Source organism: Kitasatospora sp. NPDC059827, assembly GCF_042731675.1.
GTDB lineage: Bacteria > Actinomycetota > Actinomycetes > Streptomycetales > Streptomycetaceae > Kitasatospora.
This window is the reverse complement of record NZ_JBHWIV010000071.1, coordinates 16168-34622: the sequence shown is the minus strand read 5'-3', so window position 1 is coordinate 34622 and position 18455 is coordinate 16168. Positions and strand designations below refer to the sequence as shown.

13 protein-coding genes and 1 pseudogene are annotated in these 18455 nt (G+C 73.2%); 9 read left to right on the top strand and 5 right to left on the bottom strand.

Annotation, left to right across the window (positions count from 1 at the left end):
* Positions 1–48: 48 nt before the first annotated feature.
* A complete protein-coding gene (locus ACFV8H_RS31905) occupies positions 49–2091 on the top strand; it encodes a serine hydrolase domain-containing protein (RefSeq protein WP_380406942.1) in 2043 nt (680 codons plus the stop codon).
* 67 nt (positions 2092–2158) lie between these two features.
* Here the strand turns inward: ACFV8H_RS31905 and ACFV8H_RS31900 are convergent, their stop codons facing one another.
* Complete coding sequence (locus tag ACFV8H_RS31900) at positions 2159–2374, bottom strand: acyl-CoA carboxylase epsilon subunit (RefSeq protein WP_380406940.1); 216 nt, start codon at positions 2372–2374, stop codon at positions 2159–2161.
* Positions 2375–2516: 142 nt separating this feature from the next.
* Here ACFV8H_RS31900 and ACFV8H_RS31895 point away from each other — a divergent pair, with 142 nt between their 5' ends.
* The 8 genes and pseudogenes from ACFV8H_RS31895 to ACFV8H_RS31860 all read left to right on the top strand — a co-directional run bounded on the left by ACFV8H_RS31895 (position 2517) and on the right by ACFV8H_RS31860 (position 12010).
* Positions 2517–4454: a RiPP maturation radical SAM C-methyltransferase gene (locus tag ACFV8H_RS31895; RefSeq protein WP_380406938.1), complete on the top strand. Its 1938-nt coding sequence runs from the start codon at positions 2517–2519 to the stop codon at positions 4452–4454.
* The gene (locus tag ACFV8H_RS31890; protein ID WP_380406936.1) at positions 4435–5127 is read left to right on the top strand and encodes a DUF5825 family protein; all 693 of its coding nucleotides are present in this window, start codon (positions 4435–4437) and stop codon (positions 5125–5127) included. The genes ACFV8H_RS31895 and ACFV8H_RS31890 overlap by 20 nt, the downstream gene beginning before the upstream one ends.
* An 86-nt stretch (positions 5128–5213) precedes the next feature.
* On the top strand, positions 5214–6416 hold the full coding sequence (locus ACFV8H_RS31885) for a cytochrome P450 (RefSeq protein WP_380406934.1): 1203 nt from the start codon (positions 5214–5216) through the stop codon (positions 6414–6416).
* Positions 6409–7755 carry an MFS transporter gene (locus ACFV8H_RS31880; protein ID WP_380406932.1) on the top strand — a complete coding sequence of 449 codons (1347 nt, stop codon included), beginning with the start codon at positions 6409–6411 and terminating at the stop codon, positions 7753–7755. The genes ACFV8H_RS31885 and ACFV8H_RS31880 overlap by 8 nt, the downstream gene beginning before the upstream one ends.
* Positions 7756–8153: 398 nt before the next feature.
* A complete protein-coding gene (locus tag ACFV8H_RS31875; RefSeq protein WP_380406930.1) occupies positions 8154–9038 on the top strand; it encodes an ABC transporter substrate-binding protein in 885 nt (294 codons plus the stop codon).
* A 58-nt stretch (positions 9039–9096) separates the two neighbouring features.
* Positions 9097–9882: an amino acid ABC transporter permease gene (locus ACFV8H_RS31870; protein WP_380406928.1), complete on the top strand. Its 786-nt coding sequence runs from the start codon at positions 9097–9099 to the stop codon at positions 9880–9882.
* Entirely contained in the window at positions 9875–10696 is an 822-nt protein-coding gene (locus ACFV8H_RS31865) for an amino acid ABC transporter ATP-binding protein (protein ID WP_380406926.1), read from the top strand. Before ACFV8H_RS31870 ends, ACFV8H_RS31865 begins: the two co-directional genes overlap by 8 nt.
* A gap of 94 nt (positions 10697–10790) precedes the next feature.
* Positions 10791–12010, top strand: a pseudogene (locus ACFV8H_RS31860) (saccharopine dehydrogenase family protein).
* A 5-nt stretch (positions 12011–12015) separates the two neighbouring features.
* Here ACFV8H_RS31860 and ACFV8H_RS31855 read toward each other — a convergent pair.
* The 4 genes from ACFV8H_RS31855 to ACFV8H_RS31840 all read right to left on the bottom strand — a co-directional run bounded on the left by ACFV8H_RS31855 (position 12016) and on the right by ACFV8H_RS31840 (position 18403).
* Positions 12016–13599, bottom strand: a complete 1584-nt coding sequence (locus tag ACFV8H_RS31855; protein ID WP_380406924.1) for a flavin-containing monooxygenase — start codon at positions 13597–13599, stop codon at positions 12016–12018.
* A 196-nt stretch (positions 13600–13795) separates the two neighbouring features.
* The gene (locus ACFV8H_RS31850) at positions 13796–14815 is read right to left on the bottom strand and encodes a TauD/TfdA family dioxygenase (protein ID WP_380406922.1); all 1020 of its coding nucleotides are present in this window, start codon (positions 14813–14815) and stop codon (positions 13796–13798) included.
* A gap of 39 nt (positions 14816–14854) precedes the next feature.
* Positions 14855–15904 carry a hypothetical protein gene (locus ACFV8H_RS31845; protein ID WP_380406920.1) on the bottom strand — a complete coding sequence of 350 codons (1050 nt, stop codon included), beginning with the start codon at positions 15902–15904 and terminating at the stop codon, positions 14855–14857.
* Positions 15905–16081: 177 nt separating this feature from the next.
* Positions 16082–18403 (bottom strand): beta-L-arabinofuranosidase domain-containing protein, encoded by a 2322-nt coding sequence (locus ACFV8H_RS31840; RefSeq protein WP_380406919.1) that lies wholly within the window; start codon positions 18401–18403, stop codon positions 16082–16084.
* Positions 18404–18455: the final 52 nt, after the last annotated feature.

Genomic DNA, 18455 nt, shown 5'->3' with positions numbered 1-18455 from the left:
AGGGCGCCGGAGCTTCCGTAAATCACTTGTATCGAACGGGAGTTCATTATGAGCGTGCGACGTGGCGAGGCGAACCGGCCGCTGGCCCGGCGGGGTTGGGTGCGACTGGTCCTGGTGCTCGCGGCGATCGGCCTGTTCCTGTACGGGCTCACGCCGGACCGGGCCCACGCGGCCACCGCGACGGCGGGCAGCGGGAGTTCGGCGGCGGCCGGCGGCTCGGCACCACCTGACCCCGGATCGGTGAAGCGGCTCTTCGACGAGATCGTGCCGAAGCTGCTCGCCGAGCACCGGATCCCCGGCGCGGCGGTCAGCGTGGTGGCCGGCGGCCGGCAGGTCTTCGCCGGCGGCTACGGTGTCTCCGACGTGCCCGGGGACAAGGCCGTCGACCCCGACCGGACCGCGTTCTTCACGGGCTCCGACGCCAAGGTGTTCACCGCCGTCGCCGTCCTCCAGCAGGTCCGGGCCGGGAAGTTGGACCTGCACGCGGACGTCGACACCTACCTGAGCACGTTCAAGGTCAGGGACAGCTACCCGGGACACCCGGTCACCGTCGAGAACCTGCTCACCCACACCGGCGGCTTCGACGACACCTTCATGGGGCTGGCCCAGGCCGGGCCGCAGCACGTCGGGAGCCTCGGCGACGCGCTGGCCGCCCACCAGCCGGACCGGGTCCGGGCGCCGGGGGTGGTCGCCGCGTACGACAACTACGGCGTCGCACTGGCCGGCTACCTGGTCGAGGTGGTCTCCGGACAGCCCTTCGACCAGTACGTCGCGCAGCACGTGCTGCAGCCGCTCGGGATGGAGCGCACCACCTTCACCCAGCCCCACCCGGCCGCCGTCGACGCCGAACTCGCCCACGGCTACCGGCCCGAGGGCGACGGCCAGACCGAGACCGAGGGGCTGTACGGGCCGCTCACCCCGACCGGCGCGGCCGCCGTCACCACCGTCACCGACATGGGGCGGCTGATGTCGGCCCTGCTGAACGGCGGCTCCCTGGAAGGCCGTCCGGTCCTGGACCGGGACGGCACCGCGCAGCTGCTCGCCCGCCACTTCGGGCCCGACCAGCGGATGCCCGGGATGGCCTACCTGCTCGAACAGCGCAACCGCAACGGGCAGCAGCTGCTGGTCAAGGACGGCGACGTGCCCGGCTTCCACAGCAACCTGGCGCTGCTGCCGGAGCGGGGGGTCGGGCTGTACGTGACCGTCAACGGGGACGGCGAGGACTCCACCGGCGGGTGGGCGACGCAGCAGGTGCTCAACGCCTTCGTGGACCGGTTCTACCCGGCTCCGGCCGCCGCCGCCCCGGCGGTGGTGGGCGGGGACCTGGGGAAGTTCACCGGCGACTACCGGTCGACCCGGGTCAGCCAGTCCAACCTGACCAGGGCGTCGGCACTGATGGGCTCCGTGCACGTGGCGGCGCGGGGCGCGGAGCTCGTCGTGAGCGGGCCGGTCGTCCGGGACCCTCAGGCGGGCGAGACCCGGTGGCAGCAGGTGGAACCGGGCCTCTTCCAGCAGGTGGGCGGGAGCGCCCGGATCGCCTTCGAGCTGAACGGCGACGGGGACGTGGTCTCGATGCTGACGGACGGCGACCCGACCGTCGCGTACCAGCCGCTGGCCTGGTACCAGGCCCCGGAGCTGCACCAGCGGGTGGCGCTCGGGAGCCTGGTGGTGCTGGGGCTCACGGTGATCGGGTGGCTGGTCGCCGCGGTGGTGCGGTCGGTGCGGGGCAAGGGGCGGGCCGGGGCGCCGGTGGCCCGGCTGCTGGGGTGGGTGACGGGACTGCTGCTGGTCGTGGCGACCGGGTGCATCGCGCTGCTGACCTCCGACTCCAACGCCCTCAACCAGACGCTGTTCCTGGGGGATTCGCCGCTGCTGACGGTGGTGCCGGCGATGTACCTCGGGGCCCTGGGGCTGACCCTGCTGACGGTGCTCTGCGCGGTCCTCGCCTGGGTGCGGGGCTGGTGGGGGGTGTTCGGTCGGCTGCACTACACGGTGCTGGCCGTGGCGGCGGTGCTGTTCCTGGTGCTGGCCGGGGGCTACGACCTCATCGGGACCGGGCACTTGGCGGGCTCCTTGGATCTGATCGGGTGAGGCGGGGCGGGGCGGACGGAAGGGGACGGCCACGGCCCCCGGCGGCGACGCCGGGGGCCGTTGGGTGTCAGGCGACGATCTGCCAGGAGGTGGTCGGCACCGGTGGGCGGAGCGAGACGTCGTGCCAGCGGACGGTGCGGCGGGTGGGCGTGGCGGCGGCCGCCGCGGCGCGGGTGGCTCTCTGCTGGAGCAGGAGCACGGTGAGGGTGGCGATCTCCTCGGGGGTGAGGTCGTGGGCGGTGCGGAAGAGGGCGGTACGGAAGAGGGCGGGGCGGTCGGTCACGGGAGCCTCCGGGTGGGGGAACCCCGACGGCCCCCCCCCCGGGGGGCGGGGGCCCCCGGGGGGCCCCCCCCCACCCACACCCCGCCGACCGACCGCGACCGCCCACCCTGACCGCCGACCTCGACCGACAGAAGTGGCCACCATGCGTATCGTCCTGCTGCACATGCCCTGGGGTGCGATCGACGTGCCCTCGCTGGCCCTCGGGATCCTGCACACGGCCGCCGACCGGGCCGGGCACGCGACCGAAGTGCGGTACGCCAACCTGGACTTCGTGGACTGGGCCGCCGGGGCGGCCGGCTTCGGCGTGGACGACTACCAGTACTTCTCCGAGAAGTCGTACTTCCAGGGCGCGGGCGACTGGGCCTTCGCCGGCGCGCTGTACGGCGACGACGCCCCCGACGACCGTACCGACAGCCACGACGGGTCCGCCGACTACTTCGCGTACCTGGCCGCCGCCGGTGCGAGCCCGCAGGAGATCGCCCTGACCCGGTCCGTCCGGGCCCTCGCCCCCGCGTTCATCGCCCGGCTGGTCGACGAACTCGCCGCCGACCCACCGGACCTGGTCGGCTTCACCACCACCTTCCAGCAGAACACGGCCAGCCTCGCCGCCGCGAAACTGCTCAAGCAGCGCTGCCCGCAGGTGCGCACGGTCTTCGGCGGCGCGAACTGCGACGGCCCGCAGGGCGCCGCGCTGCACCGCAACTTCCCCTTCCTGGACTACGTGGTGCGCGGCGAGGGCGAGGCCGCCTTCCCGGCGCTGCTGGCGGGCGACGACCCCGCCACCGTCCCCGGCCTGTGCTGGCGCGACGCCGCCGGGAGGTCGACGGCCAACCCGATGGCCGAGCGGCCGCTGCCGCCCGCCGCGATCCTGACGCCGCGCTACGACGGCTTCTTCGAGCGGCTCGACGCCTCCGTCGCGGCCGGCTGGGTCGACCCCAAGCTGGTCCTCGAAGGTTCCCGCGGCTGCTGGTGGGGCGAGAAGCACCACTGCACCTTCTGCGGGCTCAACGGGTCCTCGATGGCGTTCCGCTCCAAGCCGCCGGCCGACTTCCTCGCCGAGGTGCTCACCCTCGCCGAACGCCACCAGCTGCTGGACGTCTACGTGGTCGACAACATCCTGGACATGGGCTACTTCGACACCGTCCTCAAGTCGCTGGCCGAGCTCCCGGTCGACCTGCGGCTGCACTTCGAGATCAAGGCCAACCTGCGCCGCCACCAGTTCCAGCTGCTCGGCGACTCGGGCGCGGCCCAGGTGCAGCCCGGCATCGAGAACCTGAGCACCCGGGTCCTGCGGATCATGGACAAGGGGGTGACCGGCTGCCAGAACGTCCGCGCGCTGCGGGACGCGCAGAGCGCCGGGGTCTCGGTGACCTGGAACTACCTCTACGGCTTCCCGGGCGAACAGCCGGACGACTACGAGTCGGTGATCCGCCAACTGCCGGTGCTGCACCACCTCGACCCGCCGACCGGGGCGGGTCGGATCGCCATCGAGCGGTTCAGTCCGTACTTCGACCGCCCCGAGCTGGGCTTCGCGATCACCCGGCCGGCCCCCCAGTACCGCGCGACCTACCGCCTCCCGGAGAGTGAACTCAACGAACTGGCCTACGTGTTCAGCGCGCCGCCGCGAGGGATCGGCGGCGACCTCGCGGAGCGGCTGGGCGCGGCGGTGGACACCTGGCTCGCGCGGTTCCCCGACAGCCGGCTCAGCTACCGGGACGCTGGCGCACGGATCGTGCTCGTCAACACCCGCCCCGGGTACGACTGGCGGGCGGTCGAGCTGACCGATCCGGTGGAGCTCGCCGTCTTCCGGCTGCTCGACCGGCCCCGGTCGGCCGCCGCGCTGGCCGCCAAGGTCCCCGGCGGCGCGGCGGCGGTCGAGCCGGTGCTGGAGCGCTTCACCGCGCTGGGCCTGCTGTTCCACGACGGCGACGGCTACCTCCAGGTCGCCGTCGAGTCCGACAACCAGGTGCTGATGCGGATGCGGCACCGGCACGGACCCGACACCGCCGTCGGCCCCGACACCCCTGCCCGTACCGGTACCCGCAGCGAGGAGGTGCCCGATGCCGTCGCGATCGGCTGAACGGACCGGGCTGTACGGTGGTGGCGCCGCCGCCTGGCGCGAGGCCGCGCCGGAGGTCGAGCTCTGGCTCGACTACGACCCCGCCGTACGGGAGTTGCCGGGCTTCGCGCTCGGCCGCCGCACCCTGACCGGCCCGGCGCAGGCCGAGGTCACCGGACTGCACCGGGCCGGGGTCCGCTGCCTGCGGCTGACCGAGCCGGTGCGGTTGTGCGCGGACACGTCGGCGGCCTCCGCCCGGGCGCTGATGCTGCTGCGCGAGGCGACCGGACAGGGGCTGGCCGTGCTCTGGCAGGCGGTCTGCCCGGACGGCTGCGCGGCGCAGCGCCGGTTCCACCACCTGTACCCGCCCGAGCAGTTGACCGGCGACGGCGTACAGGGCGTGCTCGCCGACTGGCGCGCCACCTACTTCCCGAGCAAGTGCGTGCTCCGGCGCGGCCCCGGCTTCGTCGAGGTGCGGGACCGCCGGTTCGGGACGCTGGAGCTGTTCACCATCGACGAGCCGGGCCACCTGGCGCAGCTGGAGGCGCTGTCCGAGGGCGTCGAGGTCGACCTGCTGCCGGACGTCGTCCGCCGGGACTTCGCGGAGGCCGGTCTGATCGCCGAACAGGCGGGCCGCGCCTGGTTCCTGCCGATGCAGGTGCGCCGCTGGCCGTTCCCGTCGCTGACGGTCTGACGGCCTTCGCCACTACCCGGCCGCCCAGCCGCCCAGCTGTCCGGCCGACCGGCCCGCACGAGTTCCGAGCCCGAGGAGAGAGATCCATGACCACCGCGGTCGACGACGACGCCGCAGCCCGGATGGCCGCCTTCATCCGCGACCCCTACCCCACGCTCGCCCGGATCCGCGAGGCCGGCGCGGTCTCCGTCGTGGAGTTCGGCGAGGGGCTGCCGGTCTACCTGGTGACCCGCTACCAGGACGTCCGGGCCGCGTTGACGGATCCGCGCTTCGGGCAGGACGTCCGCCGCAGCCAGGCCATCGCGAGCGGGCGCGGCGCCGGGCTGACGCTCGGTTCCGAGGTCGTCCACATGCTCAACAGCGACCCGCCGGACCACACCCGGCTGCGCCGCCTGATCCAGGGCGTCTTCACCCGCCGACGGGTCGACGAGATGCGGCCGCTGGTCGAGCGCACCGCCGACGGCCTGCTGGACGGGCTGCGCGGGCGGGGCACCGCCGACCTGATCACGGACTTCGCCTTCCCGCTGCCCATCATGATCATCTGCGAGCTGCTCGGCTTCCCCCCGGAGGACATGCAGGCCTTCCGCACCTGGTCGACGGCGATCCTCACCCAGGGCGGCGACCTGACCTTCGCCCAGGCGACCGAAGAACTGAACGACTACCTGCGGGAGTTGATGGCAGCCCGGCGGGCGTCGCCGAAGGCCGACATCCTCACCGACCTGGTGCAGGCCCGGGACGTCGGCAAACTCACCGAGCGGGAGGTGTTCTCGATGGTCTTCCTGCTGCTGATCGGCGGCCACGAGACCACCGTCAACCTGCTCGGCACCGCCACCCTGGCGCTGCTCCACCACCCCGACCAGCTCGCCCGGCTGCGCGCCGACCCGGCGTCGATGCCGGTCGCCGTCGACGAGTTCCTCCGCTACGAATCCCCGGTCAGCATGGCCACGTTGAGGTTCACCAACGCCGATGTGATGGTCGACGACGTCGAGATCCCGGCGGACGAACTGGTGCTGCTCTCGCTCGGCGCGGCCAACCGGGACCCGGCCCGCTTCACCGACCCCGACCGGCTGATCCTGGACCGGGGCGATCCCGGCCACCTGGCCTTCGGACAGGGCCTGCACCGCTGCCTCGGCTCCTTCCTCGGCCGACTGGAGAGCGAGGTCGCGCTCACCGGGCTGCTCTCGCGCTTCACCCGGATCGAGCTGGCGGCCGCGGAGGAGACCCTGCCCTGGCGCAACACCATCATGCTGCGCGGCCTGGAGTCGCTGCCGGTGTCGCTCGATGGCTAGCAGCACCGGCTCCGGTACGAGCGGCAGCGACGGGCACGGCGGCGCGGAGGCGAGCAGCCAGGTGAAACCGGGCGGCCGTACGAGCCCTGGCGGCACCGAACCCGCCCGCGCCGCAGGGCCGTTGCGGTTCCGCCCCCGGTTCGGCCTGGCGCCGCTGCGCGCCCGCGGCTTCCGGCTGCTGGTGATCGGGCAGGCCACCTCGGAGTTCGGCAACGCGTTCCAGGTGGTCGCCCTGCCGCTGCTGGTCTACTCCCTCGGCGGCGGCGCCCGCCAACTGAGCCTGGTGGTCGCCGCCTACGGCGCGGGCCGGCTGGCCGCCACCCCGCTCGGCGGGATGCTCGCCGACCGCTTCGGCGCCCGGCGGGTGATGCTGGCCGCCGACCTCGGCCGGCTGCTCGCCACCGCCGGCCTGTGCGCGGCCGCTGCCGCCGGGGCGGCGGACTTCCGGCTGATCGGCGGGCTGGCACTGCTGGTCGGCCTCGGCGCCGGGGTGTTCCTGCCGGCCGCCTGGGCGATCACCCCGACCCTGCTGCCCGCTGCGGACCTGCACGCGGGCAACGCGCTGAACAGCACGGTCACCTTCGGCGCCGGTCTGCTCGGTCCGGCGCTGGCCGGCCCGCTGGTCGCCTGGCTGGACCCGGCCGCCGCACTGGGCCTGGACGCGGCGACCTTCGCCGTGTCGGCGGCGACGCTGCTGCTGATCGGTCGCGGCAGCCCGGTCGCCGCGCCCGGCCCGATCTCCGAACGCGCATCCGTACCACGGAACTTCCGTACCCTGCTGCGGGAGTCGCCGCTGCTGCGCGCGGTGCTGACGGTGACGGTGATCGCCAATCTGACGGTGGGCGGCGCCACCCGGGTCGCCCTGCCGACCCTGGCCACCCACGGCTTCGGCGCCGGCGCCGTCGGACTCGGCCTGCTGCTGGCCGCCTTCACCGGCGGCGCGCTGGTCGGCGGCCTCTTCGCGGCCGGCCTCACCGAGCTGCGCTCGCGCGGCCGTACGGCGATGCTCTCCGGCCTGGTGATGGGTGCGGCGATCGGCCTGGTGCCGTTCACCGGCCTGGTCGGCGCCGTGCTGCTGCTCTTCCTGGCTGGCGGCGCCAGCACCGTGACCAACGTCCTGGTCGTCACCGGCGTGCAGCGCGGCACCCCGCCCGCGCTGCTGGCCCGGGTCATGGCGGCGATCACCTTCTGCGCGCTGGGGGTCTTCCCGCTCTCGGTGATCGCGGCCGGTGCGGCCGTGGACGCCTTCGGGGCCCGCGGGGTGTTCGCGACGACCGGACTGTGCCTGACGGGCGCGTTCGGGTACGCGCTGACCAGGCGCGTCATCCGCGAACTGTGAGGCCGTGGCGTCGGCGGAGGATTTGACTCCGCCGACGATCACCACGCATAGTGCCCGCATGGCTGGATACCTCGTTTCGCGCAGGCACATCGACCTGCGCCGTGTGACGGCGATGAGCTGTCGCCCCAGCTGCTGACGCACGCCCTCTTCCGGCTCTGACGCCGGGCGCCCGCGTCCCTCCGTTCCCTTTCTTCACTTCACTTCCTTCCTTCTGCTCGCCCTTTTCGCGACCGCCTTGATCCGTGCGGTCGTGCGCTGCCGTCCGCCCTGCCCCGGTCCTCCCCGGTCCCGGCCCCCGGTCCCCGTATGTCCCGGACCGGACCGAACCGAACCCGGACCGAACCCGGGCCTGGCCGGTCGGCGGCGCCTCCCCTCACCACCACACCTCTGGAGCCTCCATGGGCCCGCGCCGGGTTCTCGTCACCACTCTCGCCGTTCTCGCCTCCCTGGCCTCGCTCACCGCCTGCGGCGGCAGCTCCTCGGGCGCGAAGTCCGCCGACAATCCGTACCAGTTGTCCGTTCCCGGGACGATACGCGTCGGCACCCTCTCGGACGCGCCGCCGAACGTGTACCTCAAGGACGGCAAGTTCACCGGTTTCGACAACGACCTGTTCACCGCCGTCGCCGCCAAGGCCGGCCTCAAGGTGGAGTTCGCGGCGACGGACTTCTCGTCGCTGCTGTCCCAGGTCGCCAACCACAAGTTCGACGTGGGCAGTTCGTCCATCACCGTCACCGAGGCCCGCAAGAAGACGGTGGCCTTCACCAACGGCTACGACTTCGGCTACTTCGGCCTGGACGTCCCCGCCGGTTCGCCGATCACCGCCTTCGACCAGCTGGCGGGCAAGCGCGTCGTGGTCGTCCAGGGGACCGTCCAGGACGACTACGCGACCAAGAACAACCTCAACCCGGTGCGCGTGCCTGACTACAACGGCGCGCTGAACCAGCTCAAGGCCGGGACGGCCGAGGCCTGGATCTCGCCCGCGGAGATCGGCGAGAAGAGCGCCCAGGACAGCGGCGGCAAGGTGGTCCTCGCCCAGAAGCAGCTCAGCTCCGCGCCGACCGCCTTCGCCGTCGCCCAGAACCGCCCCGAACTGCTCGCCGCGCTGAACAAGGCCCTCGACGAGGTGATCACGGACGGCACCTGGACCCGCCTCCAGGAGCAGTACTACCCGGGACGCCCGGTGCCGGACGGCTTCAAGCCCGGCAACGGCTCGGTCACTTACCCGCCCGTCAAGGCGGCCCCGACCACGGGTGCACCGGCCGGCGCGTCCCCGACTCCCTGACCCCGCCCCCTCATCCCCTCACCCCCTCACCCGCTTACCGGACGACAAGGAGGCCGACGTGGACCAGCTGGGCACGCTGGCGGAGACGTTCTTCAACTGGGGATCGATGCGCTCCGCGATCTCCGACCTGCTCACCACCGGCGTGCCCAACACGCTGATCCTCGCGGTGACTTCGGCCGTCATCGGCACCGTCCTGGGGCTGCTGCTGGCGGTGGCCGGCATCGCCCGGACGCGCTGGCTGCGCTGGCCGGCCCGGGTCTACACCGACGTGTTCCGCGGTCTTCCGGCCGCGGTCACCATCCTGCTGATCGGTGTGGGGCTGGCCCCGCAGGGGATGGAGATCTGGGGGCCGGACCCGTACCCGCTCGGGGTCCTCGCGCTGTCCCTGATCGCCGCCGCCTACTTCGGGGAGATCTTCCGCTCCGGGATCCAGAGCGTGGAGGCGGGCCAGTTCGAGGCGGCGCGCGCGCTCGGCTTCTCGTACGCGGCGGCGATGCGGCTGATCATCCTGCCGCTCGGCGTCCGGCGGGTGCTGCCGGCCTGGGTGAACCAGCTCATCTCGCTGATCAAGGACTCCAGCCTGATCTACTTCCTCGGCCTGACGGCCGAGCAGCGCGACCTCTTCCGGATCGGCCAGGACTCCGCGGCCACCACCGGCAACGAGTCCGCGCTGGTGCTCGCCGGCCTGTTCTACCTCCTGCTCACCGTGCCGCTGACGCACCTGGTCAACGTGGTCGACCGGCGGCTCCGCCACGGACGCGGCGCACCGGCCGCCCCCTCCCCCTCCGAGACCCGGCCCTCGCCCGAGCCCACCCCCGCGCCCGAAGGAGCGGCACGTGTCTGACCACCGCCCCACCGAGACCGCCGGCACCACCGCGACGGCCACCAGCCCCACCGCGACGGCCGCCGGCACCGCCACCCGTACGCCGTTCTCCCCGGTCAGCCTGGCCACCCGGGACCTCCACCTGTCCCTGGGCGGCACCCCGATCCTGCGCGGCGTGGACCTCGACGTCCCCTCCGGACACACCCTCTCCGTGATCGGTCCCTCCGGCTCCGGCAAGTCCACCCTGCTGCGCACGATCAACCGCCTGCTGGAGCCCGACCGCGGCGACGTCCTGCTGGACGGCGAGAGCGTCCTGCACCGCGACCCCGACCTGCTGCGCCGCCAGGTCGGCATGGTCTTCCAGCAGTTCAACCTCTTCCCACACCTGAGCGTGCTGCGCAACCTCACCCTCCCGCTCCGCAAGCTCCGGGGCCTCTCCCGCGAGGAGGCGACCGGGACCGCCCTGCGCCAACTCGACCTGGTCGGCCTGCGGCACAAGGCCGACGTGCGGCCCGCCCGGCTGTCCGGCGGCCAGCAGCAGCGGGTGGCGATCGCCCGCGCGCTGGCCATGGAACCCCAGGTGATGCTCTTCGACGAGGCGACCTCGGCCCTGGACCCGGAGCTCGTCAAGGGCGTCCTGTCCCTGATGGCCGACCTCGGCCGCGCGGGCATGACCATGGTGGTGGTCACCCACGAGATGGGCTTCGCCCGCTCGGTCTCCGACACCGTCGCCTTCATGGACGACGGGGTGGTGGTCGAGTCCGGCCCACCGGGGGCGGTCTTCGACGCACCGCGCAGCCCGCGCCTGCGGCAGTTCCTCGCGGACGTGCTCTGACCCCGGCCCGGCGCTCGGAGCGGGACCGTTGACAGTGCCACGCCGGGCTCCTAACGTGGCGGCGCAGTCGATTACCCGTGAGTAGGGAACGTTGATGGCCGAGCCCCGCCCGTACGACCTCGTCCTGTTCGGCGCCACCGGGTTCACCGGCGGGCTCACCGCCGAGTACCTGGCCCGGGCCGCACCCGAGGGCTGCCGCTGGGCCCTCGCCGGACGGGACGAGCGCAGGCTCGCCGCCGTCCGGGCGCGGCTGACGCGGATCGACCCGCGCTGCGCGGACCTCCCGCTGCTGGTGGCCGACGCCGCCGACCACCGGGCGCTGCGCGAGGTGGCCGCCTCGGCCCGGGTGGTGGTGTCCACCGTCGGCCCCTACCTTCGGCACGGCGAGCCGCTGGTGGCGGCCTGCGCGGACACCGGCACCGACTACGTGGACCTCACCGGAGAGCCGGAGTTCGTCGACCGGATGTACCTCCGCCACCACGAGCGGGCGGTGGCCAGCGGCGCCCGGCTGGTGCACGCCTGCGGCTTCGACTCGGTGCCGCACGACCTCGGCGTGCTCTTCACCGTCGACGAACTGGTCCGCCGCGGCGGCCCGGTGGCCCGGCTCTCCGTCGAGGGCTTCGTCCGCGTCGGCGGCACCGTCTCCGGCGGCACCTTCGCCTCCGCGCTCACGGCCCTCTCCCGGCCGCGGGCCATGGCCCGGGCCGCCCGCGCCCGCCGCGCCGCGCCGCCGAACCCCGACCGAAGGGCCGGCTGGTCCGCACCCCCACCGGCCGACCGCACCACTCCCGGGCGGCCCGTGCCTGGGCCGTTCCGCTGCCCACGATCGACCCCCAGGTGGTGTCCCGCTCGGCCGCCGCACTGGACGCGTACGGACCGGACTTCGGCTACGCCCACTACGCGGCGGTGCGCCGGCTGCCGGTCGCCCTCGCCGGCCTCACCGCCGTCGCGGCGCTCGCCCTCGCCGCCCAACTCCCCACGCTGCGACACGCCCTGGAGCGGCTGCGCAAGCCCGGCGACGGCCCGGGCCCGGAACAGCGGGCCCGCTCCTGGTTCGCCGTCCGCTTCGCCGCCCGGGCCCACGACGGCCGCACCCTCCTCACCGAGGTCACCGGCGGCGACCCCGGCTACCAGGAGACGGCCAAGATGCTCGCCGAGTCCGCCCTCTGCCTCGCCTACGACGACCTGCCCCCACTGGCCGGCCAACTCACCACGGCGGTCGCCATGGGCCGCCCCCTGATCGACCGCCTCACCGCAGCGGGCCTCTCCTTCCGCGTCCTCCCCACCCCACCCCGCACCGCCCCCGGCCACTGACCCCGTCACGGGGCACTCCCCGGTTCGACGAACCGCCGCTGGCCTTCCCACCCTGCCGTAGCGGGCGAGGGCGGGGGCCCGGGTACGTGGAAGGTGTAGGCGGCGGGGTCGAAGCGGCGCAGCCGTCGCACGAGCCGCCCGGTGGACCAAGGCCAGGCGAAGGTGTTCCGCCCGCTCGGGGTGAAGTAGTAGCTGGTGCAGCCACCGGAGTTGTACACGGTGGTCCGTAACGCGTCCTGCACCGCCGCGTTGTGTGCGGCCTGCGCGGCGGCCCGGACCTCCAGCACCCGCCGGTCGTCGCGGTCGAGGTGGGCCAGGGCGTCGGTGAGGTAGGCCAGTTGGGCTTCCAGGACGGTGATCGCGGAGGTGGAGCCCCCGAGCAGGTTGGGGCCCAGCAGCAGGAAGAGGTTGGGGAAGCCGCTGACGGTGGTCCCCAGGTACGCCTGCGGCTCGCCGCCCCAGGTGTCGTGCAGCGTCCGGCCGCCGCTGCCGTACAGGCTCCGGGCGAGCGGCGGCTCGCCCATGCTGAAACCGGTGGCCGTGACGAGGACGTCCGCCCGGGCGGTGGTGCCGTCGGCGCCGATGACCTCGTCGCCGCGTACGGCGGCCACGGCGGTGGGGTGCAGGTGGACGTGCGGCTGGGCGAGGGCCTGGTAGAAGGTGCTGGAGGTCAGCAGACGCTTGCAGCCCAGTCGGTAGGTGGGCGTGAGCGCCCGGCGCAGTGCCCGGTCACGGACCGTGAGCCGCAGGTGCGCACGCGCCCCCGTCTCCAGCAGGCGGGCCAGGCGCGGGTGGCGGAAGGCGTAGCCGAAGCCCTCCTGCAGCGCGTACTGCCCGGCGCGCAGCGCCTTGCGGGAACAAGGCAGGTGGTCGAGCAGCCAGTTGGCCACCGCGGGCACCGGCAGGTCGGGCTTGGGAAGCACCCACTGGGCGGTTCGCTGGAAGAGGTGCACGGCGGCCGCCCGGGAGGCGATGGCCGGGACCAGCTGCACGGCGGAGGCGCCGGTGCCCACCACGCCCACCCGACGCCCCGTCAGGTCGACGCTGCGGTCCCACCGGGCGGTGTGGAGCACCGGCCCGGTGAACTCCTCGACCCCGGGGACGTCGAGGTGGCGCGGAACGTGCCACGGTCCGGTGGCCAGGACCAGCACCTCGGCACTGTACGGCCCCTCACTGGTCTCCAGCAGCCAGCGCCCGGCCACCGGATCCCACCGGGCCCCGCGCACCTGCACGCCGAAGCGCAGCACCTCGCCGAGCCCGTGCCGCTCGGCCGTCGCCCGCAGATAGGAGTGGATCTCCCGCTGCCCGGCGAACACCCGGCTCCAGGCGGTGTCCGGGGTGAACGAGTAGCTGTAGAGCGTCGAGGGCACATCGCAGGCGCAGCCCGGGTAGGTGTTCTCCCGCCAGGTGCCCCCGAGTTGCGGCGCCTTCTCCAGCACGAGGAGATCACGCACCCCCGCCTGGCGCAGCCGGACGGCGGCACCGATGCCCGAGAAGCCCGCGCCGACCACCAGGACGCGCACGTCTCTCCTGGGCCGGGTGGCCTGAGTCGGGACGACGGCGCCGGTCCGCAGGTCGGTCGCATTCATGGGTGCCTTCTGACTTCCGCAGCAACAGGACGAACCGGCTTGGAGAACACCGGAGTTGTTCCTGGAGAACGGCAGAGGAGGCCGGGAGGTCACTCCCCGACCGACGACCCGCGGCGTGCGGGCAGGCGATCGTCAACACGCTCGCGACAGCCGGGCGCGGTCCGCCGCGAGGGCGGACACCGCCCTCCGGGGCCGGTCAGCGGGCGAGGACGTGGCCGTCGTGGGGGCGGTGGTCGCGGGAGCGGCGCAGATCGGTGGTGACGTAGGTGCGTTGCAGCCAGCGGTCCGCTCCGTCGTACCGGGGCTGGAAGGCGGTACGGCCGTGGACGGTGACGCGGTTGTCGAGGACGACCAGGTCGCCCGGCGTCAGGCGCAGCGTGCGGGCACTCGCCTCGCAGGCGCGGCCGAACTCGGCCAGCGCCGCTGCGGCCCGAGGGGTGAGCGGGGTGGTGACGAGTTGGGCCATGCGGATGTCGGGGTCCTCGGCCGCGCCCGACAGTACCCCTCGGGGTTCGGCTCCCCTCCCGTTCGCGGCGTCGGCGTCGGGGCCGGGGCCGGGGCCGGGGCCGAAGGAAGGTGGCGGTGTGGTGATGAACTCCGGGGCGAACAGGGCCTCGCGGTCGGCCGGAGTAAGGAGCGGCAGGGCTCGGCGGATACCGGCGACGCGCATGCCGGCCACTCGGTCGTGGTCGGCGCGCAGGCACAGGAAGACCACGTAGTCGGGCGGGTGGGGGTGGAAACCGTTCTCGGTGTGGAAGGAGAGCGGCACCGATCCGGCGTTGCCGTGGAAGGTCTCCTGCCCGGGCACGGGCACCACGTCCTGTACCAGGGCGCCGGATTTCTCGGCCCGGTAGGCGAGCGGTTCGCCGAGCCCGCACGCCACCATGGTGAGAAGCGCGGCCTGGACGGTGGCCCGGCGCTGGACCGAGCCGGGTACGGCCGGTGTCGGGGGCAGCGCCGTCCGGTCGACGGGCAGGCCGCCGACCACCAGGGTGCCGTGCGGGCCGGAGTGCCTGCGGAAGCGGCGCACCGCGCGGCGCAGCGGCAGCGGCAGTTCGTCCCAAGCATCCCGGGCCCTCGCCACCCACTCCGGGCTGTCGACCTGGTCGTGCCCGGCGGCGGACAGGGTGCGGGCCAGACGCTCGCAGGCGTCCGCGTCGGCCGGGTCGAGGTTCCAGTCGGCGACGGCGGCGGTGTTCCGTGGGGTGCCGGACATCAGGTCTCCTTCCGGTGGTGCGGACGACGGGGGCCGGGCTCACAGGTGGCGCAGGCCGGCGACGGCGTCGGCGATGTAGTGGTCCCCGAACCGGATCAAGGGGGCGTACTGGGCCGCGCGGCGGTGGCGCATGAGCCGCAGTTCGGCGACGGCGTTGTCGGGTCCTTCGGGCCGCTGGGCGATGGAACGGCGCAGGTGCACCATCGAGTAGGCCAGGGTGACGTGCCGTTCGGCGTCCACGATGTCGGCTTCCAGGAGGGCGCCCCGTGCCTCGGCCAGCTCGGGGGCGCGGGCCGCCAGTTGCTCGTATGAATCGGGAAGCACCGTCAGGAGGTCCCTCATCGCCGCCCGGAACAGCTTGTACCCGCGGTGCTGGCGCCCGCTGAGCGGGACGTCCGTCGACGGCGGCGCCATGGTCCGGCGGATCTCCGCCATGTAGTGGTCGGTCGGGATCGTACTGGCGTGGTTCATGGCCGCCGGGAAGCCGCGCACGTACACGGTCGCGTCCGCCAGCCGCCCCAGCGCGGAGTCGAGGTCGCCGTCCCGCAGCCGGCCCGTGGCGTCGGCCACGGCGACAGCCGCGCAGACGTTGAACAGGACGTGGACCTGGTGCCCGATCAGCCACCGGGCGCTCCAGACGCTCTCCGGCGACGGCCCCGTGCTGGGCCCGGGAACGGCTGCCGGAGGCAGGGAGTCGGTGACGTCTCCGGCGGCCGGCGACGCGCCCGTGAGGTCGAACACCGACTGCCGCATCCCGGCCACCTCCAGCGTCAGATCGGCACCTGACAGCGGCGCCTCGCAGAGATCCTCCAATCCGCGGTGGACGACCAGGACGCCGTGCAGGGCGGCTTGCTGGTCCGACAGCTCCACCTCACGGACCCGGAAGTACGACTGGCTCGTCGACTCCGCCGGCACGTCCTCACCGGCCACGGCCGGAGCCAGCGCCGACAGCGCGGCCACCAGGTCATGCGTCACCGCGGTGGCTTGCCGCAGCGCGGCAGTCCGCTCGACGGGTCTGCCATGGGTTTCCACGCCGGCCAGCACGCGGGCGGCCCGCTGCGCCGCGGCGTCGACCAGGGGGCCCAGCACCGGGACGGGCCACCCGCCTCGGGGCTCACGAAAGACAGCGACAGCAGGATGAGCGGCAATCGGTGACAAGCCCATGGTGGAGATAGTTCGCCAGGAACACGCCGCGCCAAACCCCCGAGCGGCACGTCGATTCCTCTACGGTGCAACGGAGTTGGCCGGGACGCCGCCGGCGCCGGATCAGATGGACCGCCACAGGTGGTCGCCGGTGCCGTTGTCGTCCCAGAGCACGGCCTGCGCTCCCCAGGCGGTGGAGGCACCGGCGATGCCGAGGACGCGGCCGCTGTTGGCGCACTCGATCCTGAAGGTGTCGCCGCCGCCGGGGCGAAGGCGCCACCGGTGGTCGGCGGCGCCGTTGTCGGCCCACTGGACGATCCGGGTGCCGTTGGCAGTGCCACCGTTCTCCGCGGCGAGGACCTTGCCGCTGTTGGAGTTGCGCAGCCGCAGGTAGCCGCCGGTGTCGGGGACGGCCGTCCAGAGGTGGTCGGCGGTTCCGCTGTCGCCCCACTGGATGGCGAGGCCGCCGTCGGCGGTGGACATGTTCTGGATGCCGAGGACGAGTCCGCTGGCCGCGTTGACCAGACGGAAGCCCACGCTGTCGGTCCGCCAGTAGACGGTGTAGTTGAAGCCCTGGGCGTCGTGGAACGGGCCGAGGTCGACCGTCGCTCCGTCGGCGGTGGCCGTGAAGGCGAGAGCGGTGCTGCTGGTCCTGGTGATCGTGGTGGCGTCCAGGGCCGGGAGGGCGGACAGCGCGGTGCTGCCGTAGTCGCCGGCCAGGACGGCGGGGCCGTAGGTGATCGCCGCGACACCGGGGTTGTCGTTGGCGGCTTCGAGAGCCACCCGCATGGGGAGCTTCACGGTGACGGTGTCGCCGGAGGCCCAGGACCGGGTGAGGGTGGCGTACGTGCCCGGGGTGGCCGCGACGCTCTGCGCGACGCCGTTGACGCTGACGATGGCGCCCGAGGTCCACCCGGGGATGCGGACGCGCACGGACCACGTCCCGCCGACGCTGCCGGTGACCTTGAGCGTCGTGGTGTCCTCGGCCGGGAACGCGGTGGTCTGGGTGACCGTGATGCCCCGCTCGGTCCAGTCCAGGACGGACGGGAGGAACAGGTTCACCGTGAGGGTGGTGCCGTCGTGGAAGTAGATGGAGTCCATCAGCTTGGTGTTGGACTCGATGCCCGTTCCCTGGCAGCACCAGAACGTGCCGTAGTCGGTGCTCCAGGTGCCGCCGCCCCAGGCCGGGCCCTTGCCCCGGCGGCCGCCCGGGTTGAGGGAGGTGAAGTACGTGATGTGGCCGTGCGGGTCGGCCGGGTTCTGGGCGCCGATGACGTGGTTGAGCAGCACCTTCTCGTAGAAGTCGAAGTACGAGGCCCGATCCGGGTTCAGCTGCCACAGCTCCCGGGTGAGCTTGAGCATGTTGTAGGAGTTGCAGAGCTCGCAGGTGTCGTCGGCGAGGTAGCCGGAGATGGCGTTCGCGGGCCGGAAGTGCTCCGCCTGGCTGTTGCCGCCGATGGCGTAGGTGTGCGAACCGGTGGTGATCGCCCAGGCGTTGGCGGCGATGTCGCGGTAGCGGGTCGTCCCGGTGGCCTTGTACTCGCGGACGGCCCCGATCCACTTGGGCACCTGGGTGTTGGCGTGCAATCCGTTGAGCTGGTCCAGGTCGGCGGCGAGCGGGTCGAAGACCGCGGCGTGGTCGAATCGCTGAGCCGTCGTCAGCCACCTTTGGTCACCGGTCTGTTGGTAGAGACCGGCCAGCACGTCGTTCATGCCGCCGAACTCGGTGCCCAGCACCGACTGCATCGTGCTGTGGCCGAGCGCGGCGGTGCGGCGGTCGACCCAGCCGGCGAGCGCGAGGAGCACGTCGCGGGCCTGGGTGCTGCCCAGGAGGCGCCACACGTCGAGCAGACCGGCCATGGTCTTGTGGACGCAGTAGTACGGGACGTTGCCGTTGCTCGGCCTGCCCGCTTCGAGGCCGGCGAAGTCCGCCTCGGGGAAGCCCGACAGATAGCCGGCGGAGAAGCCCGCGGCAGCGTTGTTGGCCTGGCACTTGGCGAGTTCGGCCACCATCCGGTCGGCCTTGTCGCGACAGGTGGCGTCCCCGAGCGCGGCGGCGGCCTGTGCCCACGCCGAGAGGAAGTGGCCCTGCACGTGGGTGCGGAAGGGGAACCCGGGGTCGTCCCAACCACCGTTCGTGGCAGCGGCGTTGGTCGAGAGCCGGTGGTTGGCGCGGAAGTTGTACAGCAGGCGGTCGACGTCGACGAAGCGGAGGTAGGCCAGGGTGCGGTTCTGGTTGTCGAGCCATCGGCTGCTGGTGAGCCGGACCTGACCCAGCTCGAACGGGACCGTCGACACTCCGACGTCGGACCTGACCGGGGGCGTCCGCGCCGCGGCGGAGACGGGGCCGAGGACGGGGCCGAGGACGGGGCCGGCGGCTGCGGCCACGGCCGCGACGCCGGTCGCCTTGACCATGGTGCGACGACTGAACGGGTGAGCCGGCATGGCGAACTCCATCGTGCGCAGGAGAAGAGAACGGGGAGTACAGCGGCCAGGG